Source organism: Acetobacter vaccinii, from assembly GCF_008365315.1.
GTDB classification, from domain to species: Bacteria; Pseudomonadota; Alphaproteobacteria; order Acetobacterales; family Acetobacteraceae; genus Acetobacter; species Acetobacter vaccinii.
In genome coordinates, this window is record NZ_CP043506.1 from 175,092 (window position 1) to 200,391 (window position 25,300).

At 60.4% G+C, this 25,300-nt stretch carries 15 protein-coding genes; 5 read left to right on the top strand and 10 right to left on the bottom strand.

All coding sequences use genetic code 11. The features are described 5' to 3' along the window. Window positions 1-29: 29 nt before the first annotated feature. The 8 genes from tssB to tssH form a co-directional block, all read right to left on the bottom strand. Window positions 30-536: a type VI secretion system contractile sheath small subunit gene (gene tssB, locus FLP30_RS00760; RefSeq protein ID WP_149277908.1), complete on the bottom strand. Its 507-nt coding sequence runs from the start codon at window positions 534-536 to the stop codon at window positions 30-32. 96 nt (window positions 537-632) lie between these two features. Continuing rightward, window positions 633-2,306 carry a type VI secretion system protein TssA gene (tssA, locus tag FLP30_RS00765; protein ID WP_168200023.1) on the bottom strand — a complete coding sequence of 558 codons (1,674 nt, stop codon included), beginning with the start codon at window positions 2,304-2,306 and terminating at the stop codon, window positions 633-635. Window positions 2,307-2,308: 2 nt separating this feature from the next. Then, the gene (locus tag FLP30_RS00770) at window positions 2,309-3,103 is read right to left on the bottom strand and encodes a protein kinase domain-containing protein (protein ID WP_168200024.1); all 795 of its coding nucleotides are present in this window, start codon (window positions 3,101-3,103) and stop codon (window positions 2,309-2,311) included. Beyond that, the gene (gene tssM / locus FLP30_RS00775) at window positions 3,087-6,689 is read right to left on the bottom strand and encodes a type VI secretion system membrane subunit TssM (protein WP_149277911.1); all 3,603 of its coding nucleotides are present in this window, start codon (window positions 6,687-6,689) and stop codon (window positions 3,087-3,089) included. The genes FLP30_RS00770 and tssM overlap by 17 nt, the downstream gene beginning before the upstream one ends. Beyond that, a complete protein-coding gene (icmH, locus tag FLP30_RS00780; protein ID WP_149277912.1) occupies window positions 6,686-7,516 on the bottom strand; it encodes a type IVB secretion system protein IcmH/DotU in 831 nt (276 codons plus the stop codon). The genes tssM and icmH overlap by 4 nt, the downstream gene beginning before the upstream one ends. 4 nt (window positions 7,517-7,520) lie before the next feature. After that, window positions 7,521-8,843 (bottom strand): type VI secretion system baseplate subunit TssK, encoded by a 1,323-nt coding sequence (gene tssK / locus FLP30_RS00785; RefSeq protein WP_149277913.1) that lies wholly within the window; start codon window positions 8,841-8,843, stop codon window positions 7,521-7,523. Window positions 8,844-8,865: 22 nt separating this feature from the next. Beyond that, window positions 8,866-10,692, bottom strand: coding sequence for a type VI secretion system lipoprotein TssJ (gene tssJ, locus FLP30_RS00790; protein ID WP_149277914.1), 1,827 nt, complete (start codon window positions 10,690-10,692; stop codon window positions 8,866-8,868). A gap of 50 nt (window positions 10,693-10,742) precedes the next feature. After that, entirely contained in the window at window positions 10,743-13,373 is a 2,631-nt protein-coding gene (tssH, locus tag FLP30_RS00795) for a type VI secretion system ATPase TssH (protein ID WP_149277915.1), read from the bottom strand. Window positions 13,374-13,925: 552 nt separating this feature from the next. Here tssH and FLP30_RS00800 point away from each other — a divergent pair. The 3 genes from FLP30_RS00800 (at window position 13,926) to FLP30_RS00810 (ending at window position 17,553) form a co-directional block, all read left to right on the top strand. After that, on the top strand, window positions 13,926-15,539 hold the full coding sequence (locus tag FLP30_RS00800) for an inorganic phosphate transporter (protein ID WP_149277916.1): 1,614 nt from the start codon (window positions 13,926-13,928) through the stop codon (window positions 15,537-15,539). 38 nt (window positions 15,540-15,577) lie between these two features. Next, window positions 15,578-17,035 (top strand): carbohydrate porin, encoded by a 1,458-nt coding sequence (locus FLP30_RS00805; RefSeq protein WP_246856544.1) that lies wholly within the window; start codon window positions 15,578-15,580, stop codon window positions 17,033-17,035. Window positions 17,036-17,154: 119 nt separating this feature from the next. Then, on the top strand, window positions 17,155-17,553 hold the full coding sequence (locus FLP30_RS00810) for a hypothetical protein (protein ID WP_149277917.1): 399 nt from the start codon (window positions 17,155-17,157) through the stop codon (window positions 17,551-17,553). Window positions 17,554-17,621: 68 nt separating this feature from the next. Here FLP30_RS00810 and bcp read toward each other — a convergent pair whose 3' ends face one another. After that, window positions 17,622-18,107, bottom strand: a complete 486-nt coding sequence (gene bcp / locus FLP30_RS00815; protein WP_408834549.1) for a thioredoxin-dependent thiol peroxidase — start codon at window positions 18,105-18,107, stop codon at window positions 17,622-17,624. Between the two features lie 5 nt (window positions 18,108-18,112). After that, complete coding sequence (locus tag FLP30_RS00820; RefSeq protein ID WP_149277919.1) at window positions 18,113-21,214, bottom strand: bifunctional [glutamine synthetase] adenylyltransferase/[glutamine synthetase]-adenylyl-L-tyrosine phosphorylase; 3,102 nt, start codon at window positions 21,212-21,214, stop codon at window positions 18,113-18,115. A gap of 38 nt (window positions 21,215-21,252) precedes the next feature. Between FLP30_RS00820 and FLP30_RS00825 the strand changes: the two genes are divergently transcribed. Continuing rightward, window positions 21,253-24,483: a DUF3971 domain-containing protein gene (locus FLP30_RS00825; RefSeq protein ID WP_149277920.1), complete on the top strand. Its 3,231-nt coding sequence runs from the start codon at window positions 21,253-21,255 to the stop codon at window positions 24,481-24,483. Window positions 24,484-24,755: 272 nt separating this feature from the next. After that, window positions 24,756-25,289, top strand: a complete 534-nt coding sequence (locus tag FLP30_RS00830) for a DUF2501 domain-containing protein (RefSeq protein ID WP_149277921.1) — start codon at window positions 24,756-24,758, stop codon at window positions 25,287-25,289. Window positions 25,290-25,300 lie beyond the last annotated feature (11 nt).

A 25,300-nucleotide genomic window follows, 5' to 3' on the forward strand; every position in this document is an offset into this window, starting at 1 on the left:
GTTGCTTCAGCCCTGTTGGGCATCATCTCTCAGGCTTTGTCCTGCCCACCGATTTCATCAATCAGGCGTGCGCGCAGTGTTTCATCTGCCAGGATGGACTCAATGGCCTTGCGAAAAGCGGGCATGTTACCCAGCGGCCCCTTCAGGGCTGTCAGCGCCCGACGCAGGTCCAGCAACTGGCGCAGCTCTGGCACTTTTTCCACAATGGCTGCGGGTTCCATGTCCTTGAGCGTTGCAATATCCAGGCTGACAGTCATCTCCCCCGCAGGTTCGCCCTGCTCCTGGGCATCATCCAGACGGTTGGGCACTTTCAGGTCCAGGTGCAGCTTCTGGCTGCTCATGACATCCTTGAAATTGTCCTTGTTGACTTCCATCCGGTCCCGCTCTTCCAGCGGGGTTTCATCGGCACGCTGGGTATAGTCCCCGATCATCAGCAGCTTGTGGGGCAGTTCCACCTCTTCTGCGGCCGCACCTGTCGCAGGGCTGTATTTGATATTAACGCGTTCTTTGGGAGCGATGGACGATGACTGAGCCATGATGAAATCTCCACAGAATTTAAGCAAAAACAGGCAAAAAGGAAAACAGGGCAATCCGGCACACGCCCAGACAAGGACCGTGACGGTTCCGGATGATCATGCCCCATTCCTTCCCTGCAACAGACCCAGGGCTGCTGCCGGATCGGTCAAAACCAGCTCCGCCAATGCCTGGCGGGCGTTCTCGCCGGGCATGGTGGCAGGTTCTGCCGACATCGCGCAACGGTGCCGCAACAGTTGCAGGTCACTACTCAATGCGGGCTCCCATTCCACAAGCCCCAGCCCCCGGGCGTTGTCAACCAGATGATCCAGCAAAGCCTCGGCCAGAATACCCGCCTTGGCATCCAGCAAAAGCCCCGCAAGCCGGAGCCGTAAACGAAACCTGTCCCGCGCACTACCTGCCTGACCGATACTGCGCCCCAGGCTGGCCACGGCGGCTGCCACATCGCCCGACTGAAGGCACTCTGCCGCCGCAGCCCAGGCCGTACTCACCGGATCATCGCCCTGTACGGCCCCCGCTGGTGCGGATGTTACTGCCGGGCGCAGCCACTGGCGTGTTGCAGGGCTGGCAAACACCATGCCATTCTGAAAGCTCAACTGCTCCAGCCCACTCAGCCGCGCAACGCCAGCCTGCGCCGCCCCCTGCACACTCTGGGCACACGTGCGCCCTCGTTCTCCCCCCTGATCCAACCGGGTGAGAGCCTGAGCCATTCTGTAATGACCATCAAGCCAGAAAAGACCGGAGGCAGAACAGAAAGACGCCAGTTGCTGGATCAGTTCCGACCATTGCCCCGCCTGTTCCAGAGCCTGAAACTCATCAAGCCGGGTCGTGGCAGGTGGCATAATCTGGGTAACACCCGCAGCATCTGCAGGCGGCACAAATGTCAACGACGCCCACCCGCCCCCCAGCAACACAGTCCATGCCTGCCAGTTCAACGGGTCACGCTCCAGCAGGGACAGGGCAAAACTACGGTTTTGCGTCAGAAACACATGCAGTGCTGCCTCTGCATTCTCATCCAACACCACGGGCTCAGGGGCATGGACAGGAGCAAGCGGGGCTGCCGGGGTGGGCACCTGTGGTGCCACACTCACAGGCGGAGGCACCGCAACCGGTTCTGAATGAGGTGGCGGCGGCGGTGCCTCTACCGGCACATTGTCTTCCACCGCAGGAAGGGCGTCGGGGGCCGGTTCGCTCACAGCACTTGCGGCTGCGGCCTCCCGATCAGCGCGAATATCGCGGGCCAGAATTTTGAGTGGGCCCAGCACATCACGCAGGGAGGGCGCATCCGGCAGCACCTGATCAAGCTGCCGGTCCAAAGCGTTAAGCGCGTCATATGCACGCAGGACGGCCTCTTCATCACCCGGAGGGATCGGGGCTTCTGGCACCACGCGGGATAACTGAGTAACCAGCCAGCCAAGAATACCCCGGCGCTGGCGGATACGGGCAAGCGGAGGGTATGCGCTCTCCCACTCATGCTCGACCATATGCCCGACCGCCATGATCCCCAGAGCCAAACCAGCCGTGCCTTCGGCCCGCGCAAGGGCGCAGGCCAGCCAGCACGCCACCGTCATGTCGTGGGACTGGGTGGTCAGCAGCGTGAACGCATCGCGCACCACACCTGGCCAGTCCACGCTTTTTGGCCCCTCACGCTCTGCCTGTTTCAGCCTGTTATCAAGGCTATCAAACAGCTCGGACTCCCGCACATCCGCAGGGTCCGGGTGGCCGTCTGGCAGAGCGCAAACAAGAGCCTCAAACCGGGGATCTTCAGTCATACTCACGCAGCCCTTCGCAGCCAGAAGGTAAATCCAGAGGGTATGACCGCACGGACAAGGGCCATAACATCCCATGGTCTTTGTGTGCGGTCAGGAGAAAGCGCACGCCGCAGCACTGTCCAGCCCGTAGCCGACACGCCTGCCGGGCGTGGTGTAATGCACGCGGCCCCACTGCCCTCTGGCAGCTTGCCCACCAGCACATCATGCAACATGACCGCCATGCTGTACACATCATCACGAATATCCGCCCGTTCACGCGGGGGAGGTGCATAGGCTGGTGTTGTCCAGTACTGGCCGTCATTTACACAAAATGGCTCTGTCGCCTGGGCATCATCAAAACGGCGGCGAGCCGCGCCAAAGTCGATAATCCGCGCGCTCCCATCTGGCAGGCACAGGATATTGTCAGGCTTGAGGTCCCCATGGCACCACCCTGCGTCATGCAGCAGGGCTACCTCCTGCGCAGCATGGCGTAACCAGCCCAGCGCGCGCTTACGCCCTGCCCCCGTACGAGCCATGCCCCATGACTGGCCGGGAATGTAGTCCATAACCAGAGACCGTGGCCTGCTCTCGTACAGACGTGGCCCGCAGAGGCCGCCCAGCGCCGTCAGCACCTGCCCTTCGTGCCGCAGCGCATCCTGTGTGTCCGGGTCTGCTGCACAGACCTTGAGTGCCAGCCTATTTCCCACCCCGCCCCGTGTATCGCGCACCAGATAAACAGTGCCCTGCGCCCCCCCTCCCAAGCGTTGCAACACCGTATAGCGTGACGGAATAACCGCCGTGTCAGAGTTGGGGAACACAACGGAACTCCCTGAAGTCAGACCCCTTGAGAAAGGCGCTGAAGGAGTGATCCGCCAATATCCGCCAGCTTGCCTGCAAACCACCTGTGGTAAAGGCAAACACAGCCCCGCGCCCCTGCGGCAGAAGCTGCTGCTGGGCCATGTCAAACAGGCGGAATGCCGCCCACGGGCCACTGGCCGTCATGGTAGATGTCTGCCCGTCCAGCCCGACAACAGACAGACCGGCGGTGCCAATACCCCCCATGTCGCCCCCACCACCCGAGGACGGCCAGGAGAAAGACATGGTCTGCACAGGGTCATGCCGATACGTCAGTGAGCGGGAGTCAAACGTCAGCGTGGCTGACAGGGCTTTGGCATCCAGATAACTGGCCTGTACGGAAAACCGCAGTGTGGCAGGCCCGTTTGCCGAGAAGAACATGTTGCGGATGCTACGCGCACGGTTAACCTGCGCCAGAGCCGCAGGATACAGCCGCGGCTCCATAGCCGAAACACGCGGCACCAGAGTACCATCGGGTGAAACCTCTACAAACGGGGCCAGTGGACCGGTTTCAAAGCGGTCCATAACGCCACCCTGCCCGAAAAAGGAGGTAAAGTCGTCCAGCGTCATGTCTGGAGCCTGCTGGCCTTCACTCCCGCCCCGGACAAAGGGGTAATACTGCGCCACCGACTGCTCGCACTCCGCTTCCACCGACTGCGCCCACAGCACGCGCATACGCTGCAACGCCAGCGTCTGTACCACCTGGTACAGATCAGTGCGGAGCGACTGCAACACCCCATCCAGCGGTACCGGCAGGGAAACACTTTGCAGGCTGAGGGACTGGAACGGGTCAGCCATCTGCCCCGATGTAATCTGCCCCGCCAGACGCAGCGCCTCGGTCGAGGGGTCAGCCGCTGATACAATGCTAAAAACAGTGCCATACAGGCTGGTCAGCATGCTTTGCATCTGCGCCATCTGCCCGGCATTGGTACCGCCCGGTGCAAGCCCATGCAGCGGGGCAAATGCTGCCGATATGGTGTCACCCGGCCATGTCAGGCTGTCAAAAGGCGTCTGTTCCTTTTTCTGATGCGCTTTGACTGCAATCTTGACGGCCTTTTCAACGCCGGGTGGCAGAGCAGTCTTGTCCAGCCCCAGTGTTTCAAGATGCTCCTGCACGGTATCATGGTCAGCGGTATCAGGCGGGGGCAAGGTTGTCTGCGTATCAACCAGAGCCACCAGACGGGTCAGGGGAGAGTTTGCCCCTGCAAATATCTGCAACGCATCGGAGGCATTTTGCAGGTCTGGCAGCGCACGCAGGCTGATCTGTTCCAACACCATGCGCCACTGACGAATGTAATCGGCGCTGTAAAGCCCGATCAACTGCTCCAGCAACGCGCGGCTTTGAACAGAATCCGCCTGTGTCTGTTCGCCCATGACCCAGGAGTCCACACCAAGGTCGTTCACAAGCTGCGGGGCATAGTGCAGAAAGACCCGGTAAAACCCCTGCCGCGTGTAAAGAGCCGGGATCTGCATGGACAGATGCGCCTGTGCACGCAGCATCAGAAAACGCGCACCCTCCATGCCGATGTCGTTAATAACATCCAGGTCTGTCAGGCGGCTTTGCACCGCCAGCAGGCGGATCTGGTCATAAAGCTGCCCTGCCGTCAGATTGGCCCGCAACATGCTGCGGGCTTCCGCCACCAGCCCGTCATTCAGCGGCTGGGCAACAGGCAGGAGCGCCACCAGCGCGTTGACATGGCGCATGGCATCCTCATGCTGGACCGGCTGAAAACGGAACAGCCTGTCCACATGACCATGCATCCAACGCCGCACATCATCACGGTTAAAAAACTGCGGGTTGCCCAGTTCCAGATAGACCTTGAGGTCTGAGCGTACCCGATCAGGGTCCACCCCTTCCTGCACGGCATTGCGCAAATCGGCTTCCAGCCCCCGCATCAGCACAGGCATCAGCCGCGTCATCAAGGTGTTCTGGTAGTCGGTGCGGACTGCGGCCCCAATATGATACAGCCCCTGCACCATGCCAAAATAAGCCTCGCGCCAGATCACCGGTCTGTCTGGCCAGATTTCCCTCGCAGCCGCACCAAGGTTGAGGTCGGGCAGAAGGTCGGAAAAATCGGGGTTGGCAGGCAGGGCGGCCAGCAGGGTCAACTGCTGGTGGATATTGTCGCGCAGCCTGATGGCATTGCCATTGCGGTCGCTGACAAGAATGGACAGCCCTGCGGCCATGCCTGCCAGGCAGGCGGCATACCCGGCTGTGTGCCGCAGGACAAACTGGTATTCCGCCTTGCGGTTACGACCACTCAGCCCCGCTTCACCAAACACAAAATTTTCAAAAAAGCCGTTGCAGAAAAAGGAACCAGCCGGAACAGGCTGCACAACGGCAGTGGGTTTCATGCCTATCTCGTGGGCGAACCCATCCACCATGGCCTCTGCCCCCTGCTTGCTGTCCCCCCCGGCAGAGCAGAAGAAGACACCACGCAGCGCAATGACGTTGTCGCGCCTGCCCGAACGCATGATCTCGGCACAGACGAGGGAGACCCGCTCAGCCAGTTCCTGAAAGCGGAGTGTGAAGAGCTGCGCGGCAGCACGCTGCTGCACGTCACGCAGACCCACCATGCGCGCGGGCAGACCACGGGTAATGCGCCCGCAGAGCTGCATCAGCTCATGCTGCACGACCGCATCGGGCCGTTCAGGCAAGGGCCAGTTCAGGGTTATGCCCATGGCAGCCTGCCGTTCACGCTGGTCTGCCCGCGCAAAATAGGCGGCAAAGCCAGGAACAAGATCAAGCTTACTGACAAGCAGATAAACCTGAGGGCGGAAATTGAGCCTCTGCATGGCTTCACGCAGGCGCAGGCGTAGCTGCACAGCCTGTTCCAGCCCGCTGCGGGTCATCAACAGTTCTGCATCAAGTGTTAGCACAATGCCATCAAGTGGCCGCCGCAAACGCCGGTGGGCCAGATAGCGCAGCAGGTCCGACCACCCAGTATCCTGACTGGCCCCGCGTGACAGGGCCGCACCCGGCACGGTCAGCACCACACCATTGTCCGCAAGCAAAATACGCAACGCATTGGAGGACGCACCAAGCAGCCCTTCATCCTCCAGCGTTTCACTCAGGGACAGGGACAGCCCTGCCCGCTGCACCGTCTGGTTCTTGCCCACGCCAGGCGGTCCCATCACCAGCACCCAGGGCAATGTGTCGGTATAATCCCGCACAAGCTGGGTGCTGGAGCGCTTACGCAGGTTTGCAAACAGGCCATCAATCAGGCTGCCGACCTGCCCCGGCGCAAATGTAACCTCATCCTGCATGTCATCCTCAGCGGACTGACCACCAAGGCGGGTCATGCGGCGCAGGCGGAACAGCGTGAAGCGGCGCTTCAACCGGGGCCAGACAAGCACCAGCACACCCATCAGCAACCAGCCAAGAAACAGCGCCACAATAATGCCAACCCGCAACGGCACCGAAGCATGGGGCAACATGCTAAACCAGCCGGGAATACCCCGCAGCCCAACACAGCCGGACGCCACAATAACCAGCAGCAGAAGCAGCAGCATGAGCGGGCGCCGCAGCGCTATCAGAAACCAGATCATGGCTGCGCCTCGTTCAGAAGGACATGATTGAGGCTATCAAGGTCCCCGCGCATTTGCGCATCCCGCTGGGCCAGTTGCAGCCCCCGCCCGACCATGGCGACCAAAAGCAGCACGAGACAAATCAGACCAACGGTTTTGACCGCAGGCAGGCGCATCATGCGCTGCGGTTTACCCGCAGACAGGGCCTTAGGAGCAAAGCTTCTAGCCCCTTCGCCCCTGTCATCATAAAGGACATGAAACAGCTTTTCCGCCAACAGGTCTGCCTTTTCCGTACCGTCTTTCTCGGTCCTCAGGCGGCCCTGAAAGCCTAGAACCAGAATTTCAAACGCAATGGCCAACACATCCCGCAGCTTGTTGTCCTGCGCGTAGTCCACAATGCGGAAGCTGGCGTCCCCGCCCCATGTCTGATTATGGAAAAGGCTGAGCAGGCTGCGTTCGCTCCATACCCCACCCTGCCCCCATGCCGTCAGCACCACAGCCTCATCCAGCGCCGTGCACAGCAGGTAGCGGGCACAGGCAATACTTTCCGCCGGGCAGCCCGTGGCATCGGCCTGGCGTGAAAACTCCCGGATAATTTCCGTCAGCCGGTTCTTGAAAGCCGTAATATCATCTGGCACCCAGCCTGCCTTGATATGGGTCAGGATCAGCAGGGACGGCCAGGCCGCATGCATCAACGGCCCTTCCTGACGGGAAGGCAGAACATGCTCCCACGCATCGGAGGCATCGTCCCGCCCTGTCGTGCTGACCAGCACGGTGGCGTCGTCCTGCACTTCCCTGCGTCTTTTGGCGGTCTCGGTAAAACGGGGCAGGGAAGAGAAATCGCTCATGGTTTTACCGCTGCCTCAGGGCCCAGAACTCAAGTTTGAGATCCGGCACGATATTGCCGACATGAATGACAAATGCACTGGAATTGAGCAATTGCTGCCACAGGGACGACGTGCGATCGAGCTCAAAATACACCGTGCCGGAGCGATAAGGCAGTTCACGCGGGGCAACAGGCAGGGGCCGCAAAGGGATACCCGGCAACTGGAGGCTGACAATTTCCTGCACAGTCTCGGCCGCTGCCACTTTTGTGACGCCCGGCAGAATACGGCGCAACTGCTCGGACTCAAGCGAGGCCGAGGCCATAACCACAAAGCGTGCGTTTTCCAGCAGCACACGGTCACTGATCAACGACACCCACAGCCCGACGGCACGGTTTTCCAGCGGCAGGGCAATGGCGGTATCGACAGAAAGATCACTCAGGATAAACCGCAGCATGTCTGTCAGACGGACAAGGCTGCGGCCCGGATCAGCATGGTGCCAGGGCTCCACTGTCTCAGGCAGGCGGGTTTCCCGCCCGAAGGTGGAGACAGCCCCCAGCAGCCGCAGCAGTTCGGCATAATAGTCGCTGGGTCTGCGCTCCTCATCCGCGCCGAGCCAGGCAAAGATCAGCCCGGCAGAATTCAGCGTTTGTAGCAGCATGAAGTCGAGCATGCTGGCAAGGTCGGTGCCGCCCCGTGCGGGGTCAACACGGCGCGCCAGCATCATGGCACGCCCGGCAACAATGCCCTGCACCTCCCGCGCCATGACCTGAAACAGCGGATGCGCCCCAGACCGCAGGGATGGTGGTGCAAACTGCCGGTCGAGCTGCACCGCCCCGGTCGCATTCACCCGCAGGATGCGGCATAGCGGCACCCGCACAACGCCGCTGGCGTGTTCTGCGCTACAGGTCAGGGCTGTATTATAACCTGCCGTGACAACCTGCCGTTGGCCGCCCCCCTGCCCGGTGCTGTCGCGCAGGTCGGCGCTGGCGGCAAAAAGCCGCTGTTTTTCACCCACTTCCTGCCCGTCCCCATTCCGCAGGGGCAGGGTCAGCCAGACCAGCGCATCCGTTGTGTCGGGGTCTATCTGCAACGGGGCTGGTGTCTGGTCCCGGTCAGGAAAGTCAACAATCGTACCATCGGGGAAAATAATGCGCCCCTGCACAGGGGCCACCTTGCCAATAGCCAACTGGCTTTCATCAAACCGCAGGCTGTGCACCCCCCATGAACACTCGGCCACTGTGTTCTGGCGACGCATCAACTCGTCTTCCGTCCAGCGGTTAAGCTGCTGAAGATGCTGGGGAGAAACAAGCTGACCTTCGAACCAAAGCGGACGGGTGGTATAGGACATGATGGTCTGGGACACCTGGATATTAGGAAGGGGAGAACTGGCTGACAGAATTAGGCCCGATCAGAAGCTTGATCTTGTTTGTCCTGTGCTGGCGTATGGGCACGCTCAGCCTCCATGTTGCGCCAGGCAACACCCGAAAGGCCACTACTACACCCAGATATTGCGTTTCCGGCGGGGAGACACGTTCAGCCGACCACTGCCATGATGGGGGCAGTTCGTATTCATCCGACCCAAGGGATGACGCACCAAGAGTTTTGAGGCTGTCATGATACAGGCTGTCAAAACTGGAGGTCTGGAACGGCTCGCGCGTGCGCAGGTCAAAAACCCGCATGACAACGGGTGACGGCACACCTTCCGTATTCCGGTTGATCTGCGCTGTTGTTGTCACGGAGAGTTTGATCCGCGTGGGATCAGGCCCACCACACCCCGTCAGCGACACTGTCAGCCCAGCCAGCAGAATGGCAGAAAACAGCCGGGGATCCCGCCTGTTGCCCTTGGGTGGCACTGAGCCCGACGCTTGAGGCTCCGGCGGTACCAGGTCAACAGGCCGGTCCAACAAACGTTTATGAAAAACCACCTCTGCCTGCGCAAAGGTTTCCTCTTCCATTTTACTGTAAAGCGCCCAGAGCGAGGAATTGCGTGAGCGGAATAAAGACCGCCGTACATGTGACGCCCAGCGCTTGGCAAATGCCAGCGGGGATGTTGCCTCCAGCGCCGCGTGCAAAGCGCCTGTTACCGCTGCCTCATGCTCTGTCCGGACGTGGGATAGATATTCAAACGCGCTCCGCATGGCATCCGCCAGGACAATGCTGTCCACATCGTCCCCCCGCAGCACGGCGCGCAGGATACCAAGGCTGCGGTGCCCGCTGCCCGCCACCCCGAGTTCCCCAAACTGCGTGACCAGCCCCAGGCAGCTTTCCCGCACAGCGGCTCCGTAATCTCCACTGCCCGTTCCCTCACTGTCATGGTGGAAAGGGGCATCATCCTCTGGTCTGGACCGGACATGATCACTGTCCGTAGTTGTCAGGGCATCGCCAGCAACAGGCAGAAACACAAACGCATCCACCGGCGCGCGGCTTTCCTCCTGCGGGGGCAGCACATCCTCCACAGGAGGCTTTTCTGCCAGAAAGGGTGGCAAGCCTCCCTCAGCATCCTCCACCCCACCGCTCTCATGCGGTGGTGGAGCCGACGGGGCGTGAACAAACGGAGGGAGTGGGCCCTGCTGCGGCACAAAATCCTGAATATCAGGCATGGAGGGGGTCGAGGCAGGGGAGGCTTCAAACGCCGAAGGGGTTTGCCCTCTGGGGATAATCAGATCATCCAGCAGGGCTGCAAGATCAGTCCCGGCATCGGGGGCAGTTTCTGAGAAAACCGGGGGGCTGGATGTATTCAGGCTTGCTGGAGCAAAGCCGCGCCCGGCGCCCATGCTGGGCAAATCAAATTCCGCAGTCGGCGCGGGTATAGGCTGTGCCTGCGCGGGCTGCCCGTCCCTGCCCAGAACCAGACGATAGGACCCGATCTCAAACGCATCACCCGGCTTAAGGGTTCGCACCTGCCCTGAGCGCAGAATGGTACCATCATCAAACCGGGTACCATTGCGGCTGGTGTCAGCAAGCTGGACCCCGGCCTCCCCCCGGACAAGCGTGGCATGGCGCGCAGAAATGTAGCGCAAAGGGTCATCCAGCACGATCCCACAGTCCGGGTCACGCCCCAGCACAATGGGGCCGTCACCTTCCAGCGGGTAATCCCGCTCGACCCCAGCACCGGAACGCACACGCAGCAACAAAGGGGAAGCCTGTGGCACTTCGGCTTGCGGGACAGCACCCAAGGGGGTCTCTTCAGGCAACATCGTTACTGTCCCTCACGCGCTTGGAAGAAAGATTCAATACCTGAATACCCTCAGGAAATCGAATATTCAAACGCTCCAGCCTCATCCACACTCACACGCATCTCCTGCACGGTGCCACCTTCCATAACGCAGGCAAGCGCTTTGGCTGACAGTTCGGGCAGGACCGTGCGGGTCAGAATTGTTTCGACCACGCGCGCACCACTTTCGGTTTCGTGGCAGCGGGCGGCCAACGCCTCGGTCACCTCCGCCGAAGCCTCGAACACAGCCCCCCAGCTCTGGGCCACGCGCTGGGCCACGCGTTTGAGGTTAAGGTCCACAATGCGCCGGATCAGCGCATCCGACAGCGGATAGTAGGCGACAACATTGCACCGCCCCAGAAATGCCGGGCGGAACCAGTGCAGCAGTTCAGGCCGCAACAGCTCACCCAACTGCTCCTGCGAAGGCAGATTGTCAGGATCGGCACAGACACTGGCGATTGTGTCCGTACCGGCATTGGAAGTCATGATGATCACGGTATTGCGGAAGTCAATTTCCCGCCCTTCCCCGTCCTTCATCTGGCCTTTGTCAAAAACCTGATAAAACACATCCTGCACACCGGGATGGGCCTTTTCCATCTCGTCCAGAAGGACGACGGAATACGGCTTGCGGCGCACGGCCTCTGTCAGCACGCCGCCTTCTCCATACCCCACATAACCCGGAGGCGCGCCCATGAGCAGCGAGACTTTATGCTCCTCCTTGAACTCGCTCATGTTGATGACGGTCAGGCTGTCTTCCCCGCCGTACAACTGTTCAGCCAGCGCCAGAGCCGTTTCTGTCTTACCAACGCCGGATGTGCCGACCATAAGGAACACACCGGCTGGCTTGCGGGGGTCGGTCAGCCCTGCGCGCTGGGTAATCATGGCCTGGGCAATGGCCTTGAGCGCATGCGTCTGCCCCAGCACACGCTGGCCCAGTGTTTCCTCCAGCGACAGAAGGCGCTGGATTTCGCCCCCCACCATCCGCCCGACGGGAATACCCGTCCAGCTTTCCACCACAGCCGCAACGCTGGATGTATCCACCACCGCATGCACCAAAGGCTGATCGCCCTGCACGGCTGTCAGCTCCTGCCGGGCCTGCGCCAGTTCTGGCGCGACATCCTCGCCCTCACCCGCGCGGACACAGTCCTGCAAGGTCGTGATTTTTTCAACCAGAGCACATTCGTGCTGCCAACGTGCCTCCAGCGCCGCACACTCTGCCTGCAAGGCCGCCCGTTTCTGCTCCAGAGTCTCATAATCTGACGGCACAGCGAAGCCCAGCTTCTGGTCCGCCGCAACGTCCTTCAACTCCGTCTCAACCATCGCCAGCCGTTGCTGCACATCACTCAGCACACCGGGCTTTGCCGCCCGGCTCATGGCCACGCGTGAACATGCGGTATCCAACAGGCTGACGGCCTTGTCAGGCAACTGACGGCTGGGAATATAACGCACAGACAGGCTTACAGCCGCATGCACGGCATCTTCCGCAACATGCACGCCGTGGTGCTTTTCCAGCATTGGCAACAGCCCACGCAGCATACCGCGGGCGACATCCTCATCCGGCGGGTCAATTTGCACAGGTTGAAAACGCCGTGTCAGGGCTGGGTCTTTTTCAAAATACTTTTTATATTCCCCCCAGGTCGTGGCCGCCAGGCAGCGCAATTCCCCACGGGCCAGGGCGGGCTTGATCAGGTTGGCGGCATCATTCTGCCCCTGCTGACCACCTGCGCCTATGAGCATATGCGCTTCATCAATGAACAGAATAATGGGTGTGGCCGAGGCGTTGACTTCCTCAACCAACCCACGCAGGCGGTTTTCAAACTCACCCTTGACCCCGGCACCAGCCTGCAACAGACCAAGGTCGAGCGACCAGAGGGCCACGTGCTCCAGCATCTGCGGCACATCACCCGCAACAATGGCCTGGGCCAGCCCTTCGGCAATGGCTGTCTTGCCTACGCCGGGCTCCCCCACCAGCACCGGGTTGTTCTGCCGCCGACGGCACAAAATATCGACCACTTTACGAATATCGGGCGCCCGGCCGATAATGGGGTCCATTTTGCCATCTCTGGCCCGGGCGGTCAGATCGGTGCAGAAGCGGGCCAGCATGCTCCCCTGCCCACCTGCCGTTGCAGGCAGGACGCTGGCATCGGCCCCAGTACCCGGAGCATCAGCCTCTACCTGCCCTTCCTCACTCCCGCCTTCTGTCATGGCTTCAAAGCTGCGGCGCAGGACTTCAACCGACAGGGAGGACAAGGGCGCAAAAAGGTCCAGCATGCGGCGGCGCAGGGCATCATCCGCCAGGGCTGCCGCCAGCAGGTGGCCCGTACGCACCTGCCGCACCCCCTCCTGATCCAGCGAGGCGACAAGCCACGCCTGCTGCACCCAGGCCAGAATTTCGGGCGAGAGCCCCGGCGGGCGGGCACTGCCCGACTTCAACCGCCCCAGAGCACTATCGACTGCCACCTTCATGGCATCGGCATCAAGATTATGGGCCTTGAGGATCAGCACTATGTCGGAACGATCATCCCGCAGGGCCGCCCACAGAACGTGCTCAACCTCGACATTATACTGTGTCAGCATCAGCGCATGGGCTGCGGCGGCCTCGACCGTGCTGCGACACCCCGCTGCCAGCCGGGAAATGAGCACCTTCACATCAATGACCTGCATTCCACACCCCTTGTCTCGGCACCGTGATCCTAATGAAAAACGCAGGCAGCGCCTTTAATCACACCGGCACGATCATGCATTCAATAAAGACTGCTTGCGACACTCTGCATCTTGCAGGCCCCTCCCGCGCAGAGACAGAACCAGCAGCACAGCACGCGCGCTGCCTGATCCTGACGCGAAAAAACAGAACGGATTGAAAGCCCTGCAACAGTCCTGACTCCATCATGGGAGTCAGCGTTTAAACGAGAATCAAGTCTTAACTTCAGGACATGAAATGTCAATCATGGGCACTCACCCCAACGCAGGCAGAAACAATGCGCCCAGTGGCGAGGATGGCCAAGCATTCCCAAAGCAGTCAAACAGCTTCGAAACAGAAATGACACACTCTTATTATTTGAAATGAAAGCAATTTTGTTCAAGAAAACTCGATTTATACACGAAATGACAATAAAAAATGGGGAATGTTCATCAAAGTTTCACACTTAAAAAGAGATAACTAACTTTATAAGCCAGCCTGCAGTCCTCCCCTTGGCTATGCAGATAGGAATTTTCATGTCTGGCACGACATTAAACGCCAAAACCTATGCCCGACCGAACATGAACGGTGGCGAGCACCAGGCTTTTCGTATCTTCTTCCTTTCCATCATTCTCGGTGCGCTGGCGTTTGTCGGCTACAGCGTCGTGAAAGATCTGCATCAGGCAGGCGAAAGTACGCTGGCCATTGGTGCGTTTGTCCTGCTTGCCCTTGCGCTGCTGATCGCGCTGGGCTTTGAATTTGTTAACGGCTTCCACGACACCGCAAACGCTGTTGCCACGGTGATCTACACCAACAGCCTGCCGCCACTGGTTGCGGTTGTGTGGTCGGGCATGTGGAACCTGTTTGGGGTGCTGGTGTCCTCCGGCGCTGTGGCCTACAGCATCATCACCCTGCTACCGGTCGAACTGATCCTGCAGGTGGGCAGTGGCGCGGGCTATGCCATGATCTTCGCCCTGCTGATTTCCGCCATTGTGTGGAACCTGGCAACATGGGCGCTGGGTATTCCCAACAGTTCCTCCCACGCGCTGATCGGCTCCATCCTGGGCGTTGGTTTTGCCAACCAGATCCTCGCCCCCGCTGGTAACCCGCTGTACGGGGTTGAGTGGGGCCAGGTGACCAAGGTGTTCTCGTCCCTGCTGTTCAGCCCTATCTGCGGTTTTGTGCTGGCTGCCGGGCTGCTGATGGTCTTCAAGCTGCTGATCAAGAACCCCACGCTCTACAAAGCACCGGAAGGCGATGCCCCTCCCCCGCTGTGGATCCGCACCCTTTTGGTTGGCACCTGCACCGGCGTGTCCTTCTTCCACGGCAGCAACGACGGTCAGAAAGGCATGGGTCTGATCATGCTCATCCTGATCGGTGCCGCCCCCACAGCCTATGCGCTTAACCGCGCCATGCCCGAAAACGCTATGCCCGCCTTTATCCAGACCGCGGAAGAAGCGGCCTCTGTTTTCACACAGCATGGCTCAACAGACGGCAGCACCATCACCGCAGCGCAGGCCCGTAACACCGTAACCGACGCCCTGCGCCAGAAGGCGGTCAATACCCCCGCCGTTTACAGCGCTCTGGCTGTTCTGTCGCATGACATTGGTGGCGCAGTGCAGGACTATCACTCCCTGCATGCCATCCCTGCCACGGCAGTCCCCAACGTCCGTACGGACATGTATCTTGTTTCCGACGCCATCCGCACCCTGAGCTCGGTCAGCCACATTCCTGCGGCCGAAACCAAGACACTGACCACGTTCAAGAAGCAGCTTGATGCTGGCACCCGCTTTATTCCCACCTGGGTGAAAATTTCTGTCGCGCTGGCTCTTGGGCTTGGCACGATGGTAGGGTGGAAGCGTATCGTCGTCACCGTTGGTGAAAAGATTGGCAAAACCCATCTGACATACGCCCAGGGTGCTTCGGCTGAAATCGTGGCCATGGGCACCATCGGTCTGGCAGAAGGTTATGGCATGCCCGTTTCCACCACACACATCCTGTCCAGCGGCGTGGCTGGCACCATGGTTGCTGGTGGTGGTGGTCTGCAGTGGCGGACACTACGCGCCATGGCCATGGCCTGGATTGTCACCCTGCCTGCCGCCATGCTGATCAGCGGCGTGCTGTATGTGCTGTTCAGGCAGATTTTCTGACCCCTACCTGACCATAACGCTTGAGCAAACGGTTACTCATGGAAAAGCCTTCCATGCGCTGCACATACCGTGCTCTGGGTGCTGGCCTGATATCCTGCGTGGTATCAGGCCACAGCCTTGCCGCAACCTACCCGCTGGATACGGACGTACTGCCGTCGGGCGTGCCCCTCCAGTTTCCCTCCGCCACTGTTGAAACACCACCGCTGGACTGGAGCGACACCCTGTTGGGTGACGTCTGGGGTGTGCGTAAGTGGATGAACCATTATGGCCTGCGCCTGAACATTCAGGACGCGGAAGAACTCTGGGGCGTTGCCTCTGGCGGCCGCAAGCAGGGGGCCTCTTACGACGGGGCCACGGCCATAAGCCTGACATTTGACCCAACGCGGCTGACCGGCCTGAAATACGGCCTGTTCAATATCAGCGCCCTGCAACTGCGTGGCCGCTCTGCCACAACCGACAATATCGGGGCCATAAACCCTGTCAGCGGTTATGATTCCCCCCGCACAACCCGCCTGTTCGAGTTGTGGTACGGGCAGGGCTTTCTGGGCAACCGGCTGGATGTACGGGTCGGGGCGATGGACCTGGATACGGAATTTCTGGTCAGCCAGAATGCATCGCTCTTTCTTAACGGCAGCTTTGGGTGGCCGATTGCCCCCTCCAGCAACCTGTATTCCGGCGGGCCTTCCTGGCCTTATTCGACCCCTGGGGTGCGCTTTCGCTACAACCCGATCTACCCGCTTACCTTCATGGCGGCAGTCAGTGACGACAACCCCACAGGCGGCCCATTTTTCAAACCCGATGACAGCCCCCCCGGTGATCTGTCAGGGACACATTTCAACACCTCCAACGGGGCGTTGATCATTTTTGAAACACAGCTGCTTGTTGATGCAGGCATGCTGCTCAACCACTCGCACCACGCTCTACCCGGAACATGGAAAATCGGTGGATTTTATGACACAGCCTCATTCCCCGACCCGCGTTACGCCAGTAACCACCTGCCACTAACAGCGCCCGGTGCCTCGGCAAGCCCGCTGTACCATACCGGCAACTGGATGCTGTATGGGGTCTTTGATCAGACCTTCTGGCGTTTAGAGAAAGACTCTCCCAAGGCTGCCAGCTTTTTCATCCGCGTGACCGGTAATGACGATATCCGCAATACGCTGACCCTGGGCACTGAAGCTGGCCTGACATTCCACGGGCTTATTCCCGCCCGCCCGGATGACGTTCTGGGTCTGGCGTGGGGCACCGCTTTTTATGGCCACCGCGCCCGCATGGCGGAGCAGGATTCCCTACGCTACACCGGGCAGGCTGATAGCCGCACGCAGGCAGAGCAGCATCTGGAACTGACATGGCAGGCCCCTGTCACACCTTACATGATGGTGCAGCCTGATTTTCAGTATTTCTGGAACATCAATTCCGGCTCGCCCGACAGTGAAACAGGGCACCGTATTCCCAATGCCGCCATCCTTGGGCTGAATGTCACAACCACGTTCTAGACACTCCCAACCGTGACACAGACCCGCCTTCAATTTGCCATACGACCGGTGATACAAAGAACCCTGAGAGAGAACTGACAAAACGGCGACCCACTATTTATCAGGGAGACAAACGCCAGATGCGCCGTATGACACAGATTTTGATGGCCCTGCCGGTTATTGCCGGGCTGGGCCTGGCAACACTACCCAGTGCTCACGCCCAGCCCCGCTGGGGTGGGCCGGGTCCGGGCTGGGGTGGCCCCGGCGGCGGACCGGGCTGGGGTGGTCGCCCCGGTTGGGGTGGCCCCGGTTACGGGCACCGGCACCATGGTGATGGTGGTGCCATTGCTGGTGCCATTATTGGCGGTCTTGCCGTAGGCGCGCTGGCAGGTGCAGCCATGTCGGGCGGGGGTATAGCCGTACCTTACCGTCCGCCACCGCCGCCCCCTCCGCCGCCGCCTGCTTATGTGGTGCCTGCCGTACCTGTGGTCCCTGTACCGGGGTATTACCCTAACGGCTATTATTACGGCGGATACTGACAAACCAACCCGGCCGGGCCAACACCCGGCCGGTTTTGCTGACTGGCAATGCTACAGCGCAGCCCCGATCAGTCAGCAGTCGCCAGCTTTTCCACTTCGCCCAGCACTTCTTCAACATGACCTGGCACTTTAACCTTGCGCCAGATATGCGCGATTTTGCCTTGGGCATCGATGAGAAAAGTCGCGCGCTCGATACCCATATGAGTTTTGCCGTAAAGGGTCTTTTCCACCCATACGCCATAAGCCTCGGTCACACTGCCCTCTGCATCTGAGGCCAGAGGGAACGTCAGGTCGTATTTGCCCGCAAAAGCATCCAGCTTTTTGACCGGATCGCGGGAGACACCAATAACCCGCGCCCCGGCCTTTTCAAACGCGTTCAGCGCCTCACCAAAGCCGCAGGCCTCCTTGGTGCAGCCGGGTGTGTCGGCCTTTGGATAAAAATACAGCACAAACGGTGCGCCTTTCAGCTCCGCCAAGGCAACCGTACGGCCACCACTGGCCTCCATTGTAAAGTCCGGGGCCTGTGCGCCCACACTCAGTTCTGTTGCTGTCATTGTCATCACGCTCCCTGTTCTACACTACCGTCCGGTTCTGCCTGCCCGCTGCCATCATCGCTGTTCAGTGGGCCTACCAGACGTTCAAAACATGCCCTGACATCACGCCCCAGTCGTGCGGCCTGTTCAATCAGGGTTGGCAAATCCCGCACGCGCATGTTGCGGAGCAGCACACGCAGTGTTGTCGGCGCCATATCTTTTTCCAGCTCCACCGGCGGTACAGGACCGCACAGCAGCCGAAGCTGCGCCTGCAAACGCCGCCAGAATGTTTCAGCCTCCAGCAACACCGTCGCATCTGATTGGCTCAGAACACCGGCTGCCGCCAGCCGACGCAGGGCCTGGCGTGTCATTGTGCTGCGCGCGTCCACACTGGCGGCGCAAAGCTGGAAAATCTGGGCGATGAATTCAACTTCCATCAACCCACCGCTGCGCCGCTTGATATCCCATATCGATGTTGGCGGCAGGTCCCGCGCCAAGCGGGCCCGCATACGCCGGGCATCGTCCAGCAATGTGTCGCAGGACGGAGGGGTGGCCCGGATACGCCCTTCCAGAATACGCGCCAGATCCTGCTGCAAGGTTGTGCGTAGCGTGGCCGGGGCCACAACAACACGCGCTCTGGTGAGGGCCATGCACTCCCACGTCCAGGCGGAATCCGTATGGTAGCGCAGGAAAGCTGCGCGGGAGACAGCAACCGGCCCCGCCGCCCCCGAAGGCCGCAGCCGCATATCCACCGCATAGAGTGGCCCTTCCAACCCCGGCGCTGTCAGGGCCGCAATAAAGGCATGGGCCTGCCGGGTGTAATACGCCCCGACCGCCAGCGAACGTCCGGCCTCACCTGCACGGATAACGCTGGCCTGCTCTGCCTCGGGGTGGTCAAACACCATCAGCAAATCCAGATCGGAGCCGGGCATCATCTCCCGCGACCCGGCTTTACCCAGTGCAATCACCGCCATGCCACCACCGGGCACCCGGCCATAGCGGGCGATATGCTCACGCTCGACCGCTTTCCACAGCACTGTCATCACCGCTTCAGCCAAGGCCGTGCGCTCCCGCTCGGCCCGTTCCTCGCTGATGCGATTTTCCAGCATGGCTACGGAGAGTCTGAATTCCTCCCCCCTCAGCAGCGGGCGCAGGGTTGTAACAAGCCCTTCCACATCCTCAATGTCCTCCGCAACCTGATGCAGGCGGGTGACAACGGTGCGCACCTTGTCTGGCTCAGCCTCCAGCAACCCTTCCAGCGCCGAGGGCCGATCCGCCAGATGGTCAGCCAGAAAGGCTGAGGCATCGAATATACTCGCAATCCGGTCGATCAACTGCGGGTTTCGCTCAAACAGGGTCAAAAGCTGGACCCCGGCATGCTGGCGGGCCAGCAGGGCATCAAAACGCCTCAGGCAGGCCAGCGGGCTGTTACGCTGCCCAAAACTGGCCAGAAACAACGGTAACAAAGACCGCAACAGCGCATGCGCCCGCTCGGACCGCAGGGCGCGCAGGCCATTGCCCCGCCAGCGGGCCAGAACCTGCGCGGCCTCGGCCACCTGTTCGACTGGAAAACCATGCTTGAGCAGCAGATCGGCTGTCTGCCCTTCCTCCGGCCCCGGCACCAGCACGCTGCCTTCTGCCGTGGCACTCAGCGGCTGGATGACAAAATGCCGCTCAAAAATCCGCCGGGCCTCACGCATACGGGGCAGAATATCCAGCGCCAGCGCCTCTCCGTCAGCGTAATTCATGAACACGGCAAAGGCATCAAACGCAGCTTCACCATCAGGCAGGCTGTGGGTCTGGTGGTCAGCACGCATCTGCAACCGGTGCTCCGCATCGCGCAGCAGGCGGTAGGTACGGGCCAGCACCTCGGCCTCCTCACGCGGTAGATGGCCGGTGCTTGCCAGTTTTTTCAGCGCCCCACAGGTGGTTTTTTCGCGCAGGGCGGGCTCACGCCCACCCCAGACGAGTTGCTTGGCCTGCGCGATAAACTCGATCTCGCGGATACCGCCCTGCCCCAGTTTGAGATTATGCCCCAAAAGCCACGCACGGCTGGCCAGCGGGTCGGCCAGCACGGCATCGGGCAAATGGGCAAGGTCGGTACGACCAGCCTTACGATAGCGGTCGATCCGGGCCTTCATGTCGTGCAGGTCGTCAATCAGGGTGAAATCCAGGTGCCGACGCCAGACAAATGAGCGGATGGCTGTCAGAAACCGCCGCCCCGCTGTCAGGTCCCCCGCCACAGGCCGCGCCTTGATCATGGCGGCCCGCTCCCACGTCTGGCCCAGGCTTTCGTAGTACAATAACGCCGCCTGAACCGTTACCGCCGGAGGCGTGGAAGACGGGTCGGGCCGCAGCCGCAAGTCGGTACGGAAAACGTAGCCATTCGCATCGCGCGCTTCCATCAGGCTGACAAGGTCGCTAGTCATACGAACAAAGACGCGCCGCACCGCATCAGGCTGGTGGTACACGGAAGGGTCATACAGGATCACCAGGTCGATATCGGATGAGAAATTCAACTCCCGCGAACCCAGCTTGCCCATGGCCAGTACCGTCAGCCCGCACCCCTGTGCAGGCCGCTCCGGGCTGGGCAGATCAAGCTGACCGGCCTGAAAAGCACCCCACAGCAAATGCCTGATCGCCAGATCCAGCGCCGCCTCAGCCAGACGGCTGAGGGTGCCTGTTACCTCCTCCAGCGTCCAGAATCCGCCCAGATCCGCTACCGCACACAAAAAAGCGACCCGTTTTTTGATGTGGCGGAGAAATGCCGCGACATACTCTCGCCCAGATTTGGCATCAAATTCAGCACATGCCGCAAACGCATCCCGCGCGCAGTGCTCCGGCCCGGATTCCAGCAGGGCTGCAAAGCCCGCAATATCACCCCGCGCAAGATCGGACAGATAAGGGCTATTCCCCCCCAGGCAGGCCATCAGTGCCTCGGCTCCGGGCTGGCCCAGCACCTCTGGCGCAAGCCCGACCTCGTCCGCAAGTGCCTGCATATCCGCCCTGAAATGGGCCGCCGCGGCTGCATCCGCAGGCTGCGGCCAGTCAGCATCGGGCCATGCACGCAGGCCATGCTGGCGTGTCTGCCGGACATCACGGAAAAGAAAATGCTCAGCCTGTGTCATGAAAACGCCTATCCTGTAATCCATAAAGGCTTGCTGCGTTGACTTCCAACGGTCAAGACACGCCTGCCTCTACAGGCGCAAAAATCCGCCGCATCATGCTTGGCTGCGCCTGTGCGCTCGTGGGTGTACCCATGGTTGGCGCTGCATCGGTCATGGTGGGCATGGTGTTTGGGCCTGTGCCCATAACCCCGTTTGTGCGCCCCTTTCTACCCCTGACCGTCATCCCAGCCGAACCGGGCCGCCCGCCCCATGCCCGCCTGTGGCTAGGCCGTGCCACCTTGCGCTGGAATATCCTGCGTGATGGGCTGGACGCACCTGTTGCCCTGTCGCTCGGCAAGCTCAGGATTGCTGGCGCCACAGGCCAGACCAGCACCATTGGCCTGCTTGAGATCACGCTGGAGCCACATGCTCTCCTACAAGGTGTTTTTGCCCCCCGTGTGCTGAATATACACAACGCCCACCTGGCACTGCGCCGGGGACATGACGGCACCATAGGGCTGGATTTCGACCCCGCCCCCGACACGCTGCCACAGGGTGACAACACCCCTCTGACACTCAGCGCGCTTGAACACGCCTGTGTGGACGACACCACTGTGACCATGAACGACCAGTTGACCGGCACACACTGGACTGCGGCCCCCATGACCGCAGACCTGCACCTGCACACGGCTGGCGGGCACCAAGGGGTTGTTGGCACCGCCGCCATGGCCATTACCCCCGACAACCAGCCCGACCGCACCATGCGTCTTACGGCCTCGGGCACACCCACGGACAAGGGCATTGTCTGGCGGCTGACGACCAGCCCGCTGACACTGACAACATTTGCCAACATCCAGCCGGCCCTGGCCACCATGGATGTCCCCTTCAGCCTGTCGGCCGAAGCACAGCTTGTTGCCGCCCCTGCAACACCCTGGCTGTTACCGGGCAGCCTGACAGTGCGGGCAAAAATTGGTGCCGGGCACCTGGCCGCGGGCGGGAGCACCTACCAGACTGACCACGGCACACTGGGTATCCGCATGGTGCTGGACCACAGCGCGGCCAAAACCGTACCCATGCGGGCCCGGCTGCTGGATACGGAACTGGTGCTGCGCCACCCGCTGCACCCAACAGACCCCGACCATGAACTGACAGTGCGCCTTGGCGGATGGCTTGATGCCTCCGACCTGCTGCACCCAACCCATGTGACCGGCGCGCTGGATACCGACATCCCCCAGGTGGCCTTTACCGACCTGGACCAGTACTGGCCAAGCCACGCTGCCAAAGGTGGCAAGGCCTGGGTGAACGAAAATATTACCGCAGGCATGGCCTCAGGCCTGCATACGCAAGTTCGGCTTGCCAGTACCCATGGCTGGAACGCCCTGAAAATAGCGGGGCTGGATGGCAGCCTGGAGGGTAAAGGGCTGACAGTGTACTGGCTGCGCCCCATTACCCCACTACAGGGTATGAACGCCCGGCTGGAAATCCATGACCTGGATACGTTGACCATCGATTTTCAGGATGGTTACCAGCAGGTTGGCACCCATGGGCGTATTGCCGCAGGCCCAGGCCGCATGACCATTAGCGGCCTGAGCGAAAAAGACCAGACTGGCACAATTACCTCCGCGCTGGCGGGCAGGCTGGACACCATTCTGGCGTTGCTGGCCGAACCCCGGCTGCACCTGCTGTCGCGCCATCCGCTTGACGTTACCAACCCGCGTGGCAAGGCCGCCATTACCCTCAAGCTGACCCTGCCCCTGATCAGCCGGGTCAAAATTGATGATATGACCATCAACGCCCATGCCGACATTACCAATGCGGCACTCGGTAATGTTGTGGCTGGGCGGGGCATAACCAACGGCCGCTTTACACTGGACACCAGCACGGACGGGCTTTCCCTCTCCGGCACAGGGACAGTCAGCGGCCTGCCATCCACCCTGTCCTACAGCACGGATTTCCGCCATGTCGGCCCGCAGGAGACACTGGAGCAGGCGCATCTGACATCCCGGCTGACACCTGCAACGGTTGCTGCCGCAGGGTTTGACACCGGCGATCATTTTGATGGCAGCGCCAATCTGGATGTGGCCTACCTCCAGACCGGTGACCACCACGGCACGGTCAAGATTGGGCTCGATCTGGCACCGGCTCTTATCCGTATTCCACTCTGGCACAAGGCTGCGGGCAGGCCTGCAAAAGCCTCGGCCACACTGGGGCTGGACCATGGGCATATTGCTTCGGTCGAAAATATCAACGCCTCCGGCCCAGACCTGTCTATTCAGGGTCAGGCACAGATGCGGCCCAAGCAGCCACCTGAACTTATTATTTCGTCCTTTCGGGTCGCACGCTCCGTCGGGCGAGCACGCCTTGTGCTCCCTGCCCAGCCCCATGGCATGATCCATGTGGGTGTGCAGGCGGAAAGCCTTGACCTGTCCCCCTTTGTCAGCGGGGACCTGACAAACCCGAAGCCTGAAAAAAAGACCAAGCCTTCCCCCGGCTACCATGTGCCAGAAGCGGCAACAGGCAAGCTGCATGGGCCACCCGGACTGGCCTGGGCTATTGATGTCACAGCCAAAAACCTGTGGTACGCGCAGAACAAACCCCCGCTCCGCGGTATTAGCGCCTATTTTGAAGACAATGGCCTGCGTCTGGAAAGAATGCGTTTTTCCATGCGAGCGCCAACACCTGTCAGCATGACACTGGCCCCCAAGGGGCAAAAGCGGGCCCTCAACGCCACCATCCCCGACATGGGGGCTTTTCTGGCCGCTTTTAACATCCTGCCCGATGTGCGCGGTGGGCGGGCAAGTCTGGTCGGGACATTTGATGATTCACAGGCGTCTGCCCCTTTCAGCGGTCAGTTGAGCGTCTCACCCTTTGTGCTGACCAAAGCCCCCACGGCGCTGCGTGTGGCCCGCAATATCTCCTTTTATGGCTGGCTGGCATCGCAGGATACATCCACCTTTGAGATCACGCACCTGACCATGCCTGTCACGTTTGAAGATGGCACCTTGAACATTCACGATGCCAGAACAGGCAATACGGCTCTGGGGGCCACGCTGGAGGGTGCCGTCAACCTTGAGCGCAACAGCATTGACCTGCAGGGAACTGTTGTGCCGCTGTTTGCCATCAACAAACTACCTGGAAAACTGCCGGGCATTGGCCGTCTGTTCAGCCCTGAGACAGATGGTGGGCTTCTGGCCTTAACCTTTGGAATTAGTGGCAAACTGGAAGACCCGACCTTGCATATCAACCCCTACTCCATCCTGCTGCCGGGCATGTTGCGACGGATGTTTTGACGAAAGATTGGATTTTAATAATTCATTTCTAATTAAGGAGTTTTTATATATTTTCTCAAAATATAAATCAGAAAAATCCTACGAAAATTTAAAAGAAAAAAGAAACATCTAACATTTTATTGATGATTTTCAGAGCTAGATAAAAAACCCACAGGAAACCCCCAGCCTTTTCCGTGCGTTAACAATAGGCAGGGGCTGGAAATCATAGGCTGGCCCCATTGGCTACCGCCAGGACATGAATGAAAAACACCTGACCAGAAAGGATATTTTTCATGCGTTTCTTACAGCGTGTCACCACTACAGCTGCATGCCTGACAACAGCGCTGTATATTTCTACCGCCATGGCACAGGCGCAGACACAGACTGTGCAGGTTCCTGTAGGCACAACATTACCGAGCGCCCCATCAGGCGCAATCCCGGTGACCAACCCTGCCAATGCGGCATCGGCCCCCACCAAAGGGGCGCAGCTTGTGACAGGCGTAACAGGGGCAACCACAGCGGCCACACCCGGGGCGCTGGCAGAGGCTGGACTGCCCTCCATCGCCCAGGCCAGTCCGGGTAATGTCGCAGGGCTACTGTCCTACTGTGTCCGCAAGGATTATGTGTCGGGCACAACAGCCCGCAGCGTTGCCCGCACACTGGCCGAGCGGGCTGATGTGAAACATGATGAAAATTACTCGCTCGGTGGGCAGGGTCTTTTGCAGAATGCCACATCCAAGCCTTTTGACATCGCCAGTCTGGGCCAATCCGCGCGCGTCAAGCTCTGCAGCGATCTGGTCAAAAAAGGGCAATCCCTGAGCAACTAAAATCCGGGCGG